At 59.1% G+C, this 17,759-nt stretch carries 18 protein-coding genes and 2 pseudogenes; 11 read left to right on the top strand and 9 right to left on the bottom strand.

Translation table 11 applies throughout. From position 1 onward, the window contains the following. Positions 1–16: 16 nt before the first annotated feature. From BMY29_RS20770 to BMY29_RS20120, 5 genes are all read right to left on the bottom strand, one after another. Positions 17–292, bottom strand: a complete 276-nt coding sequence (locus BMY29_RS20770; protein WP_143067756.1) for a hypothetical protein — start codon at positions 290–292, stop codon at positions 17–19. A 143-nt stretch (positions 293–435) separates the two neighbouring features. Continuing rightward, the gene (locus BMY29_RS20145) at positions 436–1,074 is read right to left on the bottom strand and encodes a hypothetical protein (protein WP_049991476.1); all 639 of its coding nucleotides are present in this window, start codon (positions 1,072–1,074) and stop codon (positions 436–438) included. Positions 1,075–1,142: 68 nt separating this feature from the next. Then, entirely contained in the window at positions 1,143–2,720 is a 1,578-nt protein-coding gene (locus tag BMY29_RS20140) for a S8 family peptidase (protein WP_049991477.1), read from the bottom strand. Beyond that, complete coding sequence (locus BMY29_RS20765; RefSeq protein WP_143067755.1) at positions 2,717–5,953, bottom strand: hypothetical protein; 3,237 nt, start codon at positions 5,951–5,953, stop codon at positions 2,717–2,719. Before BMY29_RS20765 ends, BMY29_RS20140 begins: the two co-directional genes overlap by 4 nt. 9 nt (positions 5,954–5,962) lie before the next feature. After that, positions 5,963–6,559, bottom strand: a complete 597-nt coding sequence (locus BMY29_RS20120) for a hypothetical protein (RefSeq protein ID WP_049991481.1) — start codon at positions 6,557–6,559, stop codon at positions 5,963–5,965. Between the two features lie 272 nt (positions 6,560–6,831). On the opposite strand from BMY29_RS20120, the gene BMY29_RS20115 reads away from it, so the two are divergent. From BMY29_RS20115 to BMY29_RS20100, 5 genes are all read left to right on the top strand, one after another. Beyond that, positions 6,832–7,032 (top strand): hypothetical protein, encoded by a 201-nt coding sequence (locus tag BMY29_RS20115; protein WP_049991482.1) that lies wholly within the window; start codon positions 6,832–6,834, stop codon positions 7,030–7,032. Between the two features lie 175 nt (positions 7,033–7,207). After that, on the top strand, positions 7,208–7,378 hold the full coding sequence (locus tag BMY29_RS21300) for a hypothetical protein (RefSeq protein ID WP_160290119.1): 171 nt from the start codon (positions 7,208–7,210) through the stop codon (positions 7,376–7,378). A gap of 514 nt (positions 7,379–7,892) precedes the next feature. Beyond that, positions 7,893–8,618 (top strand): hypothetical protein, encoded by a 726-nt coding sequence (locus BMY29_RS20110; protein WP_049991483.1) that lies wholly within the window; start codon positions 7,893–7,895, stop codon positions 8,616–8,618. A 57-nt stretch (positions 8,619–8,675) separates the two neighbouring features. Continuing rightward, positions 8,676–9,200, top strand: a complete 525-nt coding sequence (locus BMY29_RS20105) for a hypothetical protein (protein ID WP_049991484.1) — start codon at positions 8,676–8,678, stop codon at positions 9,198–9,200. A gap of 120 nt (positions 9,201–9,320) precedes the next feature. Beyond that, the gene (locus BMY29_RS20100) at positions 9,321–10,406 is read left to right on the top strand and encodes a Cdc6/Cdc18 family protein (protein ID WP_049991485.1); all 1,086 of its coding nucleotides are present in this window, start codon (positions 9,321–9,323) and stop codon (positions 10,404–10,406) included. 7 nt (positions 10,407–10,413) lie between these two features. On the opposite strand, the gene BMY29_RS20095 is transcribed toward BMY29_RS20100, so the two are convergent. After that, positions 10,414–10,707, bottom strand: a complete 294-nt coding sequence (locus BMY29_RS20095; RefSeq protein WP_081985501.1) for a helix-turn-helix domain-containing protein — start codon at positions 10,705–10,707, stop codon at positions 10,414–10,416. A 490-nt stretch (positions 10,708–11,197) separates the two neighbouring features. Between BMY29_RS20095 and BMY29_RS20090 the strand changes: the two genes are divergently transcribed. Next, positions 11,198–11,518 (top strand): hypothetical protein, encoded by a 321-nt coding sequence (locus BMY29_RS20090; RefSeq protein WP_049991486.1) that lies wholly within the window; start codon positions 11,198–11,200, stop codon positions 11,516–11,518. A 399-nt stretch (positions 11,519–11,917) separates the two neighbouring features. Further along, the gene (locus BMY29_RS20085; RefSeq protein ID WP_049991487.1) at positions 11,918–12,802 is read left to right on the top strand and encodes a hypothetical protein; all 885 of its coding nucleotides are present in this window, start codon (positions 11,918–11,920) and stop codon (positions 12,800–12,802) included. 410 nt (positions 12,803–13,212) lie between these two features. Here BMY29_RS20085 and BMY29_RS20080 read toward each other — a convergent pair whose 3' ends face one another. Continuing rightward, the gene (locus BMY29_RS20080) at positions 13,213–13,680 is read right to left on the bottom strand and encodes a hypothetical protein (RefSeq protein WP_049991488.1); all 468 of its coding nucleotides are present in this window, start codon (positions 13,678–13,680) and stop codon (positions 13,213–13,215) included. Positions 13,681–13,736: 56 nt separating this feature from the next. After that, on the bottom strand, positions 13,737–14,570 hold the full coding sequence (locus BMY29_RS20075; RefSeq protein WP_049991489.1) for a hypothetical protein: 834 nt from the start codon (positions 14,568–14,570) through the stop codon (positions 13,737–13,739). Positions 14,571–14,761: 191 nt separating this feature from the next. Here BMY29_RS20075 and BMY29_RS20070 point away from each other — a divergent pair, with 191 nt between their 5' ends. From BMY29_RS20070 to BMY29_RS20055, 4 genes and pseudogenes are all read left to right on the top strand, one after another. Then, positions 14,762–14,956 carry a hypothetical protein gene (locus BMY29_RS20070; RefSeq protein ID WP_049991490.1) on the top strand — a complete coding sequence of 65 codons (195 nt, stop codon included), beginning with the start codon at positions 14,762–14,764 and terminating at the stop codon, positions 14,954–14,956. Further along, positions 14,953–15,648 carry a DUF8129 domain-containing protein gene (locus tag BMY29_RS20065; protein WP_074854885.1) on the top strand — a complete coding sequence of 232 codons (696 nt, stop codon included), beginning with the start codon at positions 14,953–14,955 and terminating at the stop codon, positions 15,646–15,648. Before BMY29_RS20070 ends, BMY29_RS20065 begins: the two co-directional genes overlap by 4 nt. 300 nt (positions 15,649–15,948) lie before the next feature. Then, positions 15,949–16,131: pseudogene (locus BMY29_RS21760) on the top strand (DUF7563 family protein); the annotation flags it as partial. Beyond that, positions 16,128–16,619 carry a hypothetical protein gene (locus BMY29_RS20055; RefSeq protein ID WP_049991434.1) on the top strand — a complete coding sequence of 164 codons (492 nt, stop codon included), beginning with the start codon at positions 16,128–16,130 and terminating at the stop codon, positions 16,617–16,619. The pseudogene BMY29_RS21760 and the gene BMY29_RS20055, both read left to right, overlap by 4 nt. A gap of 278 nt (positions 16,620–16,897) precedes the next feature. Here the strand turns inward: BMY29_RS20055 and BMY29_RS20050 are convergent. Beyond that, a pseudogene (locus BMY29_RS20050) lies at positions 16,898–17,759 on the bottom strand (transposase); the annotation flags it as partial.

Genomic DNA, 17,759 nt, shown 5'->3' with positions numbered 1-17,759 from the left:
CACTATCGGCGACAGATCAGTTCTCGTACCGCAGCTCGTCACGCGAGTCGCCGAGCTTTGACGTTGATGTTTTTCGCGAAATTAAGGACCTCCGGGTCGATCGTGAGTTTCTCGCCACTGTCGGCGACATAGTGGGTATCAAAAAACCGAGTTCGCCGAGTTCGTCGTCATCGCCCCAGCTATCGAACAACATCGGCATCGACAGTGCCATACCGGCAGCCATTGCTTGGCGTCTGGTTGTGGCCGGTTCGTCTGGCTCGAGCTGTCGGCCGCCGTCGTAGTCGTTGTCCATGGGCATGGTTTGTGCTGTTGTTATTTCCAATAGGTGTTATTGTGTCGGTTGTTGGACTGTCCGGGTGGTGGCATAGGGTGCGAAAACGGAGAAGCACCACACGACGGGATTTGAACCGCGAGTGAACAACCAGTTCGGGAAGGTTAGAAGTCGGTCGCCTGCGCGCCGCCGATATTCAGGCCAGTGATCTGACTGGCGTTGAGTAGCGACGAATAGAACAACCGATTCATCGAGACGCTGTCACGGCCTTCGTCCCACCAGTGTCGGCGCTCTTTGATTCGCCACGGGACCGTCACTGTCTTCGGGTCTGCCAGCCACCCATTGTCCATCCACGCCGTATACTTCGTGTGCATGCTCTCGAGTGGGACGAACTCGCCGACCTCGGTGGTCGTCGTGTAGAAGTGCCACTTATGGGTTGGTCTGAGTAGCGGGTGGGTGCCGTCTTCGGTCGGCACCGTTGGATACTGCTTGGCAAGGTAATGATAACCGTCGACGACGACGCCCTCGATTTCGTCTGTTTCCGGGTCGACTTCGACGAGGATCGGTTCGCGGTCGTGTTGGTGACTGTCGAACGGCGAGAGGCCGTGTTGGACCGTCCAGTAGACCCAGTAACAGTACATCCGCGTCTCGCGTTCGGTGCTGTCGGCCACCCACGCATACGCCACGGTCGGTTTAACATCGAGGTGACGCGTGACGAGATACGGTTGGTATTGCTCGAGTGCGACTTCGTCGTAGACGAGATCGACGTATTCGGGTTGACTATCATAGGTCGCCCCACTCACACGACCAACTGTCGCGACTGTCGCTGCGGTCGCGGCCGTGGCCTGTAAGAATCGGCGTCGATGCATCGTCACAGCCCCACTGCCTGTTGGACCTGCCGGATTGCCTGGAATTGGAACCCAGTCCCGAAGTTGCCGTTTGCAGCATCACGGCCTGTGGCTGCGTCGGTGCGGGCCTCTTTCTGCGTTTCCTCGCTGGCGTTCAGATTCGCGAGCCTCGCAACCGAGCCCATGCCGTTGCCGACCTCCGTGATGCCGGCGTTCGGAACCGGGTTCGTCGTGTTTCGGACCCACTCGGCGAACGTCTCGGTCTGGTTTTCGAGAGACGGGTTGGCGGAGAGTCCAACCGCACCGCGAGCGGCTTCGATTGGCGTCGCCATGCTCGTCCCAGAGAGTGTGCTGTTGGTTCGGTAGCCTGATTCGCTGTAGGTCGGTACCGTGACCTGCATTCCGGGTGCAGCCACATCCGGTGACGCACCGCGGGTCGTGCCACTCGAGAGGTCGGTCACGCCGTTGTCCTTGCCGGTCTGGGAGAAGTACGCGACGGAGGCGTTGGCGGGTTCCTCAGCGGTCGTCGCTGCGACCGAGATGATGCCGTCTTCTGGAACGTCCGCCGGGCTTGCGATTTGGGCTGGCCGCACCATCCGAGAGTTGCCGACCGCCACGTAGGCGACCGTGCCGTTGCCCTCGAGATAGTCCTCGAGTGCGGTGGCGATTTCCTCGTCATAGACCGGGCTGCCGAGACTCATCGACAAGATATCCGTATCCTGCGTTTCGGCCCATCGAATCCCGTCGACAATATCAGCGGTCGACCCACTGCCGTCGTCGGCCAGCGTCTTGCCGACGTGCAGTGTCGCACCCGGCGCGACGCCGTCATACGAGTCGTTCGTCGCGTTGGCGGCGATCGCCGATGCAACCCACGATCCGTGACCGTTGCCATCCGAAATGTTCTCGAAGCCGTTCGTCACGGTGCCCGACTCGTCCGTGACGAAATTGTACGCGCCAGCTATGCGGTCGCCATACAGCGGATCGGCGCTTGCGTTTTTGACGTTCAAGCCCGTATCGAGCACGGCCACGTCGACGCCGCTGCCGTCGGCGCTGACCGCGTCGGCGTCGATCACCTGCCGGGCGTCACCGATCGTGCTTTCGTTGGCGTCGTCGGTGAACGCGATGCCGTCAGTCGCCCATGAGCCACGCACACGCCAGTTACTCGCCGGAGTGTCGTACTCATCGGCGGTCGCCAGCGAGGTGATTGGTTCCACGTAGCTGTGGCGGTAGTTCGGCGACACATCTTCGATATAACTGCGAGACTCAAGTGGCGTCACCGCAAGCGACGTGCCACCGAGTGCGGCGATCCGTGGGGCCTCAAGCAAGCCCGGCGTCGAGACGTGGTACTGTGGACCAGTGACGACGGCCTCGCTCGAGTCGTTGTTGACCGCAATCAGATCGTAGCGGGCATCTTCCTCGGTCCACGTCTCGAGGCTGTCGAGTGTGCCATCCTCGTAGTGGACGATGAAACTCGGCTGTAAGTCACCGCCGCGATCGTACTCCTGAAACGCCACCGGACTGTCGGCCGCGGCGACCGGCACCGTGATTCCGGCGAGCAGGACAGCGAGCGTGAGCGCTACGGTTGTGACTTTACGGGTCATTGTGTAGCACCTCGATTACGGTGACGGCGGCGAGTATACAGACCGAGTCCGACCACACCTGCGAACGGAATGAGATCAGACCCGGAGAACCCAGCCGTGTACTTCCGGAGCTGCCAGCGAGCGGCTTCGACCGTCGAGTCGATCGGGCCGTGTGGCTGTGTGATTGTGACCTGTGCCTCGCCGTTGGCGTTCGTGTAGGTCTTAATCAGCGTCTGGTCAGCTTGGTGTGTGACAGTCCCGAACTGGTTGCCGTCGCCGGTCGTCACGGGCTGGTTGCCGTTCCTGTAGACGTAGGTGCCGCCGTCTGTGGTCGCCTTGGCGTGGATGTAGACCCACGCGCGCTGGTTGAGCGCCGCGCCATCCTCGCCGACCAGCCGTGCGGAAATATCGCCGGTTGGGTCGGTGTCGAGCGTTCCTGTGTAAACGTGGATTTCGCTCGGTGGGTTCTCGGGATCGGCGACGGTCGCGCTGGTCGAAATGTCGCCGTTCTCGGCAATCGACACCTCACCGTCTGCGAGCCCGTCACCGACGAGTGCATAGACACCGGTCGGACCGGACTCGGCACGCACCGACGCCGGTCGCGGCCGGTCAGTCGTGTCTGCTCCGAGTCGGAGCGTCTTGGTGAACTCGTTGGCCTCGGTATCCTCGTAGGTCAACTCGAGGGTGTGCGTGCCCTGGCCGTTCGTCACAAACCCAGTCTCGCGACCGTTCTCGATCGCTTCGGTCGGGATCGTGACACCGTCGGGGCCGTAGACCGTTGCCGACGTAAGTTTCCGGAACGACGAGTCCTCGCCAGGGTTGATTTCGACGCCGACGCGGTCGTCGGGGCCAGGTGCGAGCGACGAGACGCGCACTGAATCGATTTTGGGTGCGTCGGCGTTGACCAACGGATTATTCGCCGTTGCGGTTGCCCGCCCGACGCCGTCAGGTCTCGCGGTGATCCACTCGAACTGGACGTTTGCGGCGTCGCCGGCCGGGAAGTCATCGACGTGGACCGCGGTCGTGCCGATCTGGTTGCCAGGGACGTTCGTTGCCGCGCTCGTGTCGAGCGTGATGTAGTCCTCGCTGACCGTTTTAGTCGTGCCATTAGAGTGGTGTGCGAGCACGGTGATTTTGTCTTTCGTCAGCTCGCCGGGGAAGCGTGCAACCGCCGAGACCGTGTCCTCGCCGACGGTAGTCTCAGTGCCGTCCGACGGGAGCGTGTCACGGCCCTCTTGGACTGCTTGCTCGAGGGCGGCGATCCGTTCGCGCAACTCCGCATCGGTCGCGTTGTCGGGATCGATCGTGACGTCGACCTGTGTCTCGCGGTCGCGGTTCAGGAGTTCTTCGACACGCTGGCGGAGTTCGTCGTTTTGGTCCGAGACATCTTCAAGTTCTGAGTAGACGTTCTCGAGTTCTTCACGGCTCGCGTCGGGTTGCTGCAAGGCACTTTCGAGGCGCTGCGTTTCGTTTGTCAGTAGGTTCTCGAGGTTTGCGAGGCGGTTTTCGAATTTGCTGTTATTTCCGAATGGCGTGTAGCTGACCTCGCGCAACTCGACATCAGCACTGTCAGTCGGCGCATCGTAGCGAGTTGGCTTCGATGGGAGATAGATCGACGAGTTGGTGCCATAGGTGTCGATGTGCTCCCGGATCTGTGTTCGTGGGTGTGTCTCCGAGCCTGGATCGACCGGCACGTCCGGCGCTTTGTACGCTTCGACGGCGACGGTCGCTGTCGCCTTCCCAACACCTACAGAATAGTAGCCAGTGCTGTTTGTCTGGACGGTTTCTCTCTCGAATTTGTTGTTCTCAAAGCGTTGGCGAATATCCTTGGCGCGATCGGTGTAATCACCAGCCTTGTCTTTCAAGTCATCTTCAAGCGCCCCGGCGATTTGGTCCGGGTTGCCGACGGAGATGAGATATTTTGCATCGTCGCCTTGGAGGTAAATGCGATAGATACCCGGTGAGAGTCGGGTTTCCGCATAGGGGAGTGACGAGGGGTCGGTAAGTCCACCGCCGGCCGATTCGGCCACAGGAATCACGTTCGTTTGCGTGACCGAACCGTCCGGACCGAGTTGCTCTGCGATCACTGGCCCTTTGTTGATTTGTTTGCCCGGCAGTTGATTCGCGTATTCGTCGCCGAGAAATCCAGCGTCGCCGTCGGGATTCCACGGCACGAAGACAACCGGTTCGTCCGCTGGCAACACGACCTTTGGCGGTTGCAGGTCGGCGTTGTCCTGCCATGGCGTTACGGCGATATCTTCGCGCGTGTACGCAAGTGGAACCTCCTCACTCTTGTCCGAGATGTATCTGCCCTTTACGTTGAGCGAGCGGTCAAAGGTCGGCGGCAGTGGGTTTTCAGCCTTGTCGAACAGTTCGTTGGCCCGGTCCTCGAGTGACTGTGTTGGTCCTGGTGTAATCGAATCGTAGTTGACGCCTGTGACATGGACCGTAGCGTTGGCGACAGCAGTTCCATCTTGGGTTGTTACCCGGCCAGTGACCTCTCTGGCATCGATACTAAAATCGTCAAAGTAGACAGATGACGGTGAGTTTGTGAGGAGTCGTGTTTCCGTATAGACTTCGTGGCTGACTGAATAGGTCCCTTGGCCAGAGTCAGTCTCGTTTGACCACTCAACCATAACTTCATCATCGCCGTCGCCAAATCCAGAGACGGTCATGTTCACCCATCCGGAATTAAACCCACCACTGGCGATCGGCTGCCAGCCACTCGGCGTTTGTATTTGGATATCGTCTTGACGGACACCCACACGCCAATAGTCCCCCGATGAATTGAGGATTTGTACTACTGTCGGGCCATCATTGCCATTCGCATTGATCGATACCGAAACGTTCCCTTCTTTACTGCTGTCATAGGGCTGATATTCAGGGATTATGCCAATATCAGCGCCGTCGGTGTTATCTGACAGTGCAACGCTTTGATTGCCTTCAACTACTTTCTGGGTCGATACACTAATGTTACCTGAAACGTTATTAGACGTCCAGCCATCAGGAGCGCCATCATCAGCAGGCTGGTTTTCGAAACCGTCCGAGAACGATGCAGTTGTAACAGTCGAAGTTGTCAACGACGGCTGGATATCCGTCGGCTGTGTGGTCGTCGACGTCGCCGCGGCGGCCCCGGCTCCAGCGACCAACGGTGCGCCGACGAGCGACGCAACGAGGATCGCCGCAAATAGGGCAGCGCGGAGTTTGAACCAGCGGCTAGTCGCGTCGCTCGAAGAGGAGTTTTTGCGTGTCATGAGGATCAGTTACTCAATCAGTGGTTCGTCGCTCGTCACGTCCTCGACGAGCGTCGCGACGATCGTCACATCGCGCTCGCCAGTCTGTTTCAGTCGGTGGCCGTCGCGTCGCAGTTTGTCCACTTCGCCGTCACGCAAGTCCAGCTCGTCGCGCCAGTGCTCGAGCAAGTCGTCGAGTACCGACATGAACTGTGGCGTCGGGCGGTCGGGGATCTGTGGCCCGACGATATAGCCGTATTCGGGATTGTAGCGCACTCGATTCGGGTTTTGGCCGTACTCGAGTGGCTTGCCGCCGTACTCCTCGCTGGTCTGTAACGGGAGGTGGACCTCGGGTTCGGAGAGTTCAACGGCGTGATTGGCATCGTGGATCGATTCGTCAGCGCCGGGGTCGGCGTTCAGCGTGATCGGGCACAGCAGCCGCTGAGACGTCTCTTTGAGATATTGGTGGGCGACGTGGGCCGCGCGTTCAGCGTGGTAGTCGAACTCCGCTGGATCGTGGCCACGGGGCCGGTCAGTCTCGTCCTCGCCGACCCAACTATCACGTCGGTACGGAGAGTCCTCCAGTGCTGCCGCTCGCTGTTGCTCAATGTTCTCTTGGACACTCATGGATGGATAAACTAGCCTCTATGTCGCTTGCCGCGATCGGCCGTCGATCGGCTCTCGACCCCAGAGCCCTACCGCGCAGACCGCGGGGGTTGTGTCGAGCGTCCCCAGAAGGGGACTACGCCGGGCAAGCGTGGTTATCATATTCAAACATTCCTAGACACATTAATCTACCGCTAACAACCGTTTCAGCTAGTTCAAACCATCTTGATCGACATTCAGTGTAGTCATCGTGAAGGCGTAGATTAACAGTCGGTCCGCGTGAGTGTTCGGGCATGGGCGACGAGCCCGTTGGCGCTGACGACGAGTCGCTTGACGAGACCGAGTCGAAGAACGTGACGCTGAAACGGCGGACGTTCCAGGCACTCGAAGCACAGTACCCACACGCCCTGGACGACCCCGAGCGGATTCGGGCCGCAATCCACGACGCGCTCGAGAACAGTCGCGACTCGTCGGACGCCGACGAAACGGAGTAAGCGGGAGCCCCCGAGGACCTTGGCCGGGTTCGGGGTACAGGGAGTGGCTACACTATCTGACGCGAAAAGCGTTCGGTTGATCTCCTTATCGAGTTCCACGCACGTAAGAGTCAGTCCTCCGAGTCAATCACTCAGTCCGGTCGATTACCGACGCGCCGGAGAGGATCACCCGCGAGTGACCAGCGCCGTCGGACTGTGGGTGCTCCTTCCCTTGAAGGCCGTCGCGATCGGACTGCTGTACGGACTGTATCGTGCGAGCCCGCGCGCCTGGCGGATCGGTGTGCCGATCGGCCTGGTACTGGTCGGCAGCGGGCTCGTCGCGTGGAACGTTTCGGTCGTGTACTAAAAGCGAGTCGCCAGGCGGGTCCGAAGTATGCCGATCGGGAGAAATCCTTTTCAGGTGGCATGGTATACTACATCCTGTAGGCACCCCGATGAACCGCGCCTACACTCGTACGAGAAAAGGGATCTGACCGGTGAGGCGGTCAGATTATTCGTCGGCCGATTCGCCTGACGTTGCGGCGACCGCGACGGCGACCAGCGCCCATCCGAGCGCGTTTCCCTGTGCCAGCAGGGTCACGCCACCCGTCGCGAGTGCCGCTCGAACTTCTGGAGGTATGGATTCTCACCTCCACTGCTGTTGTTGTTTAGCCACGCGAGCGCAGCATGCGTGGGTGGCCGATTGCCACGACCAAATGACTGCGTTACGACTACTACAATCTGTCGAGAGCACTCAGAAAACAATCGCCCGGCAGTCAGCTACAGGAAACGTACACGCTGATATCAAACCCATCGGACAGTCGCCCGATATCTCAATTTCCCGGACTAGTTTTATAGTATATATCTCTTAACGTGACTGTGTGAAAATCTTAAATTGGGTGGTAACAGCCATTGTTGGTATCGCTGTCACAATTGCCATTGCTGGCCAACAGTTCGTATGGCCTGCGTTTGCGATCGGGGTAGGAACGGTCGTTACCGCGCTCGTGCTCCTGGTCCGGCGCGGCGGGCGCAAGTACTACGCCGCAGCGGGAACCGCGTACTGTCTCGGGCTCGCGGGTGTGATCTACACAACATCGCTTCTACCAGCAGCCTACTCCGAGTCTCCCTATGCAGTGTTGTTGAGTCTCGGGTTCGTAAGTGGAGTGCTCGTCTTCGCGCAAAATGCTGGCCGACAGATAGTCAAACGTACATTCGGTAACGGCAGTGGTGAGGGGGCGGCGACGAAAATCTATGACGCGTTCGCGGCGATCGTTGGGCTTGTTGGAATGGTATGGACAGTACTCACCGCCCAAGAAAAGGCCATGCGGTACGGTGGGATCTCGATCGGTGGGACTACCGGACTTGTGTTGAACTTTCTCGGTATCGAGCTCCCGATTCCATGGATTATCCAGAGTGGTGTCGACGCATCACTGGTTCTGTTCATCGGTGGGGTATTGATCGGATTCCATACCCTCGAATCGATCCACACGACCTGGCACGCAACGAAAGCGACAGCAAAAGCTAGTGCGAGCGCTGGAAAGTCGGTCGGGTCGAAAACAGCAAGCGCTGTAGGCAGTCTGCGTGAATCGTCGGGTGACGAGAACTAACCGAAACGCATTCTCATTCCAACTAGTTTTAAGACCAACTAATTTCCTGCTAGGATCATGGAGCCCGAGGAATACTCTGAAAAGGTGCTATTCAATCTGCAAGATAACGACTATGAGTTTGTCGACTCCGGCAGTGAGATTTTCGAGGATGTTTACACGAAGACGAAAACAGCCAGTTGGCTCGATGCAGGCCGTGAGCGGCGGTTCATTGCACCCACAATCGTCAACGACGACCTTACTGTCACAACCGTCCGCGAAGGGATCGACGAGTTGCGATCGATTGGCGAAGAAAACGTCCGTGTCGATAACATCACGGTCGGGAAGGGTGGACTTGCGTCAATGCCATTGTTCCCGGCATTCGTCACAGACGGTACAATCAACGACGACGTGAAATCAACCATCGAAGGCATGGAGAGTGTGAAAGAAGCAAATATTCGAGTCCCTGTTCTCGTCGAAGTGAGTGACGGTAGTGGATTAATGGGCGGCAGTGAAGTCGAGTTAACCTATCCGTTGCCTGGTCGTCGGAAGATCGCTCGCCGACGGGCGGTTAAGAAATTCGTCTCGGCTGTGTTTGGCGTGTAGGATTAAGTCGATCGGTGAAGTTCATAGTCGACTGGCAGCCCGCGGAGTGACCTTTGGACGGGCGGAAGTGTCGGCAGCCACACCCCTTCGATTATATGACTGTCGTTCGTCTGGACACGTATGATTACGAACCCGGACGTTCTCACACCCGACGTCCAACCGCCACGGGAGTTGATCGTCCACCGCAACAGCGAGATCAACCATCTGACGAGCATCTTTGAGCCGGTTACACAGGGACTCACCACCAGTGGGGCGTTCATCCACGGGCCGCCAGGCTCGGGGAAGACGTGTGCCGCACGGGTGCTGCTCAAGAATCTCCCCGCCGAAGTCGACCCCGAGTACGTCGACGGTGGCAAGTGTCCGCCGATCGAGACGGCCTACATCGACTGCTACAACGGAAAGTCACGACGCCAGGTCTACCAGGAACTACTCGAGGAGCTGGGCGACGGGCCGGCAGAAACACGGCGCTCGATTGCGACCGACGAACTCCAGCGGCGTACCCGCACCTTGATCGACGGATACATCGTCGTGCTATTGGACGAAGCCGACCAGATCGGTGAGAAGGCAGTCCTCAAAGAACTCTACGAAATGACCGGCGTTGTGTTGCTCCCGGTCGTCAACGAAACGCACCACCTGTTTGCCGACGCCGAAGATCGCCTGGATTCGCGGCTGACGTCGCTGACGCCGGTGCCGTTCAAATGCTACGACGAGTCGACGCTCGTCGAAATTTTACAGGCGCGAGTCGATGCAGGGTTAGAGCCTGGCGTCGTCGACCAGACACACCTCGAGACGATTGCCAGCCGGTCGAAAAATGACGCGCGGCGGGCGATCGCAATCCTGAACAACGCCGTCGAGACGGCGCGAGGGCAAAACGCCAGCGAACTCACAATGGAGATTATCGACCAGGCGACGCCAATGTCCGAACCCGACGTGATCCGGTCGCACCTCTCGGCGCTGTCGCGCACGCAGCGCATCTGTCTCGAAACGATTGCCGAGATCGGGCCGGCGAAAAGCGGGGCGATTCAGCAAGCCTACAGTAGTGACGAGCGTGTTGACGAAGCGCGGAGTCAACGGATGGTTCGCGATTGGCTCTCAGAGTTCGAGGATCGGAAGCTCGTGCGACCGTTCGAGACGTGCAATGGGCCGAAATACGAAGTGCGCGAGCACGTCCGCGAGGAATTGGATGTCAAACGCGAAACGGCGTAACAGGCGTCTATAATTTCGATTTTATCTCTTCGATTTCCTCATTAGATAATTCGTTGTTCACGTACCGGCGACCAAGGTCCGTGATGGTGTAGTATCCACGATCTTTATCCACTTTCTCAAGTAGACCCGCATCAGCAAGCGCAGACATGTGGCGAGAGACTGTATTTTGTCGCTTATCAGTCGACTCGCGTACTTTCGCGAGATTAAGCCATACCGAAGTCGGTGGCAAAGCAACAGCCTCACCGCCGGGTGAGCCCATCGCCTCGAGAAACTCGAGGATTAGCTCGTCTAATTGATCCATACCTGGTATCCGGCGGCGCATGCCCCCACTTTCAAAAGCACATTCATTAATTGCCTCGATATTTCGAGGGCAGTGAGTATTTATCTTTTGGGTAGAAGAAGTGGCCGATATGGAATGTAGGTGTCTATGCTGTGGATTAGATGCTCCAAAAGTATAAGAGGATTCAGTGTTACGGATAGAGTGTCAGCAAATACGAGCCTCTGGACGGGAAACCTGTCTGCGAAAACGAAGTGGACGGGCGTGACTCCACCACGCCGTCCAGTGGGCCAAAGGCTGACGCCCTACCATGACAGAGAACACGCGCCCCCTAAACTATACCGCCATTACGACTGTTGCGCTGCGCGCAACGTCTGGTTTCGCGACCTGTTTGGCGGCACGGTCGCCCGACCATCGACACAGGGGCCGGAAACGAAAATCGCCGGACGGCGGGGCCGGAAGCGTCGGAAACGACCCCCTTAGCCTCAAGGCGGCTTCGAACGTATTCTCTGACATGGCAATCACGAACGCCGAAGCGACTCAGTCCGAGCAACCCCCCGAACGATCCGAACGGATCGACCTGCGGGCGCTCGGCGCTGCCCAGCTTCCCGAGGCGGCCGCGACCGTCGAGGCCACGATCGTCGGCGACGTCGAGTCGACCGCGACGATCCGGCTGACGCTCGTCGAGACGACCTGGGTCGTCGACGTCGTGCTCGCGACCGGCGATCTCGAAAGCGTCTACGACGAAGCCGGGCCGGTGCCGAAGCCATCGACCGTGCCTGATTGGCTCGCGGCCGCGTGCTCGGAACTTGGACTCGAAGAGGTGACGCTGTAGCCGATGAGCCGTCGTTGTATCGAATCCCGTCGCGACGCCTGTTATGGGCAGGCCACCCGCGACGAGCGCAGCAACCCACATGGAGCCGCCATGATCCCGATTGGAGATTCACGTGATTCAGAACAGTACGACACGCGGTGAGGGCACGCCGTCGGGCGTGTCTAGTCCTAGACCTGTGTCCGACGTGGCTACTAGTTTTAAGCCACACGACTGTCAAAGGGACAGTACGCAGGACAGGAAACTCGCATACGCACCGCTGAAGAAAACAACCTCGGCGAAAAGGGCCGGTCTGGACAACTGTCCCTTTTCGCTCCGAGAGGTTAAAGCTACCGCCGTGAGCCGTGGCTTTGTCTCTCGGAGTGGCGTCTTCGGGCGTCGCCGGACCGCACGAAGACAGCGATGAGTCAGCACAACCAGCAAGAGTTAGACCACGACGACGTTTCGGTCGCAGAGTTAGTCGAACAGCAACAGAAACTCGCCGCTCGTGTCGGCGAGCTCGAGAAGGAACTCCAGCAAGAACGCCAGGCGCGCCAGTACCTGACACGTGCGTTGGCAGAGTTGGAAGTCTCACTCGAGACAGAGACTCAGAAGATCCGAAACAAGTACGACCGGCGGACGTTCAACAATAAGGAGGACGTTTTCGAGTTAGAAGAGCGGGTTGAGAAGATCGAACGCGGAGAGGTCGACCCAGGAGAGGTCGTCGCCAACTCCAACGCAGGCGTCGATCCGTCTGACCTGCTGCCCCTGCACAACATGTACCTGTCCGCGCAGAACCTCGAGCCGGACGAGCACGACCTGAGCAAGAACCAGGAGATCGCCGCTCGCCTGTTCCCGTACCTCGGACAGTACGCCTACTCGAATGAGGGGAAGATGATGCTCCCGTCGACGAAGGTCAAAGATATCCTCGAACGGGAGATCGCGACGCCCGAGCTGGCCCAGCGCCTGGACGTCGAGAATCCGAACGCGAACACGATCCGGCGGGCGATGAAGTTCGTCGGGAAGTTCGGGAAGGACATGATGGAGTTCGACGACTCCGAGAAGACGAACCGCATCGTGATCGACCGGAACGCATGGGTTGCATACACGAAAGAGATCGCGGACGTTGCGTCTGAGTCGGACGACAGCACCGTAAACACCGCCGATGACGCCGTGAACGCGGAGAATGCGGCAGAGGACGGTGGGGATGAAGTTGCTCAGGAGTTCGACCGACTCGAATCTGCCAGTGATTACGGTGTCGTAAGCACCGACGGAGGGACGACCGTAAACAGCGACTCTGGGCGATAGCCCCTAAGATATCAAGATAAAGATAAGAGCGGTTAATTTCAGTGCGGTTGCGGTTGTTTGTTTCGGTTCGTTACTGTGGGGTGTAATCACTACTCTTTCACTACTCTATATGGAGTCGTGAAAGATAGTGGTCTTGCTGTTTACGCCGGTCGTCTGAGGTTGTTTACGACACCGTAATCACTCATGGGGTCTCGGTACTAACCTCTCGGACTCGTTCCTCCCTGGATCGCCGTTCTCTGCCTCGTTGATCGCCCTCTCGCCACAAACCGCGGTCTGTTGGCACTCCCGTCCTGTTCTTACGCTCTCTTACAGCGGTGTAATCCGCCACCAGTCCTGGTATCACTCCGGCCAAACTCTCGAGAAACAGTGTCCTGAGCCGCCCACTTCGATAACAGCGATGTTATGTGTACTCAGGTCGTCCGGAGTCGGTCTCGACTCGGCTCGTAGACCTCGCCCTTCTGCTTCAACTTCTCAATCTCACGCTCGGCTTCTGCTTTCGTGTATGAGGCTTCAGGTGCGTACTGCAACACAGCCTTGATAGGTGCGCCACTTTCGAATTGTTCCTCGATCGCTCTTATTAACTGCTTCAGGTTGTACAACTCCTCACTCTCGATTTCAGCCTTGACGTCCACAATCTCGATATCACCACGTTTCTCTTTCGCACGGAGTGGATACGGGAGTTGTTCGTTCAGCTTCTTCACCGTTGCCTGGTGGTCTACCGTGACGGTGATCGTCCCGTCCTCGATATCGTGGTGGGCGTTCATCGTCGAATGTTCTTCGGCTACTAGTTCTATCTCTCGAGCTGCCGCAGCCAGCTTTCCTTCGGCCTCTTCGATCAACGCGTCGGCTTCTTCGAGTTCCTCACGCAGGATCGACATTAAATAGAGACAGAATTTCCGAGTACAAGAGCGTATTCCCGACAACCCTGCCGATACTACTCGGGACGCGTTACGACGTTCCCATCGCGTTCGACCAAGTCCTTGCCGATCGCGCGCTCCAGCTCGTAACGAGCGCGGTGATAGGAGACCTCCAGTCGCTCTTGGGTCCGCTCGATAACACTGTCGTAATGAGCCGCCCCGTCCTCGTGCTCGAGGAGGTCGACGATATTCTGGATGTGCTGAATGATATCGTTTCGTAACTTCGAGCCAACCGGGTACTCGTCACCCTCGTAGATGTCGACGAAGTCACCGAACGAGTGGTAGCCTTCGGACTCACGCACGCGCTCGTTATGGTCTTCCAGTTCGCCGGTCAACTCAAGGGTGAGCTTCGCCGCGTCGATCTTGTCGCGAATCCGACCGAGCTTCCCGCGATAGGTCCCGATCTTGACTCCGAGCGCATCCGCTGCCCGATCCTCGTTGACCATCTCCTTTTTATAGAGCATCAACGCGGCGAACTCCTTTGCGGAGAACTGTGACTGTTCTTGCTCGGCTTCAATGACGGCCAGCAGCTCGTCTTCGAGGGCCAACGCGAGTCGCTCGAGTGCTTCGATGTACTCCGGGTCGGTGATATCGGCCTGGTCTACGAGATCGTGGTCGACCTCGACGGATAGGTCGAATCCAGTGTCCCATCCGTATTGCCCAAGCCCGTCTGTCGGAACGCGAAAATCGATCAGCCACCCAGTATCGTGAGTGTAGAACACGCGCTCGAAGTCTGTGGGCCGTTCGTCTTCCCACTCTTCGAGCACGTTTCCGATTGCTCGCTGTTTCCAGATCGTTTTTCGCTCGGACGGCGCGTGTTTGTACGTCACGGCAACCAGTTCTCGGTCCATCTATCCTCCAATACGGAATTGTTCCTTATAAGGCTATTCCTGAATAGGGAATAATCCAATATCTATAAGTAGTATCAACTCTATTGACTATGTAGCACCGAGACACGTGGCTCTGGAGAATCTGAGTCACGGAAAACGCCGTGTTATGGGCACGGCGTCAGGTGCTATCCCGATTGGAGATTGAGATAGCAATGAGGTCATTAGATTCGCCCCGCCTTAACTATGGCGGGACTGACACCGGTGCGCAGACTGCGACCAACCACCAACCCCAGCCGTGCGTCGTCGGCACGGCCGACGGCGAGATCGACGTCTCGCTCCCGGCGACCCCGTCCTACGATCGCGATTACGATTCGTTCCTCACGCTCGCGGAGGCGGTCGACCAATGAGTACGCCCTACCAGGCGAGCACCTCCGACCGCCCGACCTATCCCGCGGTCGAAGACCGATTCGGCGAAGACCCAGCCCGGTTCCTCTCGCTCGACGAACTGTACCTCGCCGAGGCACGCATCAAGTGCATCGACGATCTCGAGTACCTCCGCGAGTGGCAGCGGATCGAGGCCGAAGAGTGGGGCCGCTCGAACGTCATGAAATGGCTCAACGCTCGCGAACGCGAACTGACTGGCGAGTCCGTCACGCCCGAGCCCGACCCGACGCCGGTCCCGGCGACGGACGGTGGCACCGAACTCGAGTACGACGAGGACGCACCCGTCAACAACCCTGACGACACGGCTATCGCTGCCGACGACCTCCAGACAACAGCCGAGTCGGGAGACGCCACATCCGACTCATCGACCCCCGACTCGGCATCCCGTTCTGACGACCTCCATCCGGACGTGAAAGGACTCGACGCCGGCCAGGTGCTGATCCTCGAACGCGCCGAGCCGACGGAATACATCTTCCCGGCCACGCCCGAGGCCAACGCGCCGTACCTACTCCGCACGGCCGCCGACGAGACCGCCGAACCGCTCACGTTCGACGCGGTGCTCGCGCGGATCGACGGCACGCTCGAGCCGACCTCGGTCACGGCGATCGACGTGCAGCCACCGAAAAACGCCGCGACGAACGGGGGTGACGCCTAGATGGCCGCCCACAAGTACGGCCTCCAACTCGACGACGCGGACCTCATCGACACCATCGAAACGCTCACCGAGCACGGCGAGACGATCGCCGGCAACGGCGGCGTCCTCCCGGCCCGCGTCGCGGAGGAACTCCCGTTCGCGCCGAAGACGATCGCCAAACACTGTTCGCAACTCGCCGAGGCGGGCCGCCTGCAAGCCGCCAGGGGGTTCCACGACGGCCAGCAGCGCAAGAGCTACCTACCGGCCGACGACGAGGGCGACCAGAAGCTCGTCACCGACGGCGGCGTCGCTCGCCCATCGTGGAACCCGACGGCCGCCGACGCCGATCGCAACCGCACCTGTCGCAACTGCGGGAGCCAGGTCACGCGCCAATTCGCCCGTGTCTTCGGCGACAACCGCGACGTCGTCCACGCCTGTCCTGATTGCTCAATCCTCCGGACACTGGACCGCGAAGCCTCGAACGCCGGGGGTGGCGACCGATGAGCATCCAGAACTACTCGAAAGAGTTCTCAACGGCAACTCGCAACCCGACTACGACCGACCGAACCGACTTCGCACAGACGACCGACGACCGCGCACTCACGATCCGGCGCTACCGCAACGGCGACCGCCCGGACGAGATCGCCGACGCGCTCGAGGCCGCCCTCGAAACGGTCTCGGGCTACCTCCGCGACGCCAACGTGCTCGCGCCGTGGGACGACTACCGCGCACTCGCACACCTCTATCACGACTACGGCTACGACACGCTCGACAAGCTCGCGGCGCTGTTCAACTACGAGCGTAGCACCGAGGTCATCCGATCGCGGATGGACAAACTCGGCGTCGATCGCGGCGCGACGAGTACGGACCTCCTCGAATCGCTCAATCCCGAGGACGTCGGCCTCTCCCCGCTGCGTGACGCCGATGAGTATCCGACGCCCGATGAGGGCGGGCAACAGACCCTCGATGCCTTCGGAGGCGGGTCGGAATGATTGAAGCGCGCCAGGCGGACGTCGACGCGGCAATCGCCAAGCTCGAGCGTGATGACGAACGCGAGCAGGATTCGCGGAGGTACTATTAGTACTCCAAAATATGGCTTCTGTACCAGATAGTAGTATCGGAAAAGAAGGGAGGGACGACTCGGACTAGCCGGTCAGTGCGGGCGGCGTAGGGTCGATTGACTGATTCTCGACACGATACGGCGAAAAGAAGGAGCGACTGAGAGTGCTGCGGCTACCGAGTCAGTGAACCCGGAGCGGAAACAGCGGGGTTAGCCGTAGTCGAAGTTCGCCAGTTCTTCGAGGTAGACCTTCCCGCGGACAGGCGGGTCGGTCTCGTCGTCATCGAACGTCTGAGCGGCCCACTCCTGAACGAGCAGGTTCATCGTGGCCCAGCCGTTGTACAGCAGGATACCGACCATCCAGAAGAACCGGCGAGTACCGAGGTCACGCGATCGCGTCTTCGCCATGAACTGGTACTTGACCTGGCGGAAGGTCGTCTCGATCGACCAGCGCCGACGGTAGCGTTCGGCCTGTCCCCAGACCGTATGCTCGTTGTCGTGTGCCTTCGGGTCTAAGGCCGGATCGATCCCGCTGCTGGTGATCTTCTTGTTCGTGACGAAGGCGACGTACTCGATGTCCTCGTCGTCAACGAGGTCGTCGAACGTGAGCTGGCCTTCGGGCTTCTCCATCTGGAAGTCGTCGAGACCAGCCTGCTTGTGATCTTCATCACGTTTCTCGCCTTTCTTCACGCCGATCTGCCCGCGCTTCTCTACGGCGAATAGTGTAGTGTCGTGTTCCTTCGACCCCTTCCCGGCCTGCGAACTGGTCTTCATCGTGTAGTCTGTCCAGTCCGCCTTTCCGGTGAAATCCTTGAACGCCTCCTTAACAGGGTCTCTGTGGCCTTTCCGGAAGACGTAGTATTCGTTGATGTAGTCGATGTAACGGCAGAACTGGACAGTGGCGAACTCGGCGTCTGCGTAGAAGCATTCGACGTCCACGAGGTCACGCGCACGATCAACGAGGTACTTCAGCGCCTGGAACGTCCGGTCTCCAGGGACCTTCGAGACGTTCGCCAATACGACCGAGCGACCGTCGATGATGGCGTTCGCGGTGAGATCCTTCCAGCCGTAG

This window comes from Natrinema salifodinae, assembly GCF_900110455.1.
Taxonomy (GTDB): domain Archaea; phylum Halobacteriota; class Halobacteria; order Halobacteriales; family Natrialbaceae; genus Natrinema; species Natrinema salifodinae.
The sequence above is the reverse complement of the archived record's forward strand: the minus strand, read 5'-3'. Positions and strand labels throughout refer to the sequence as shown.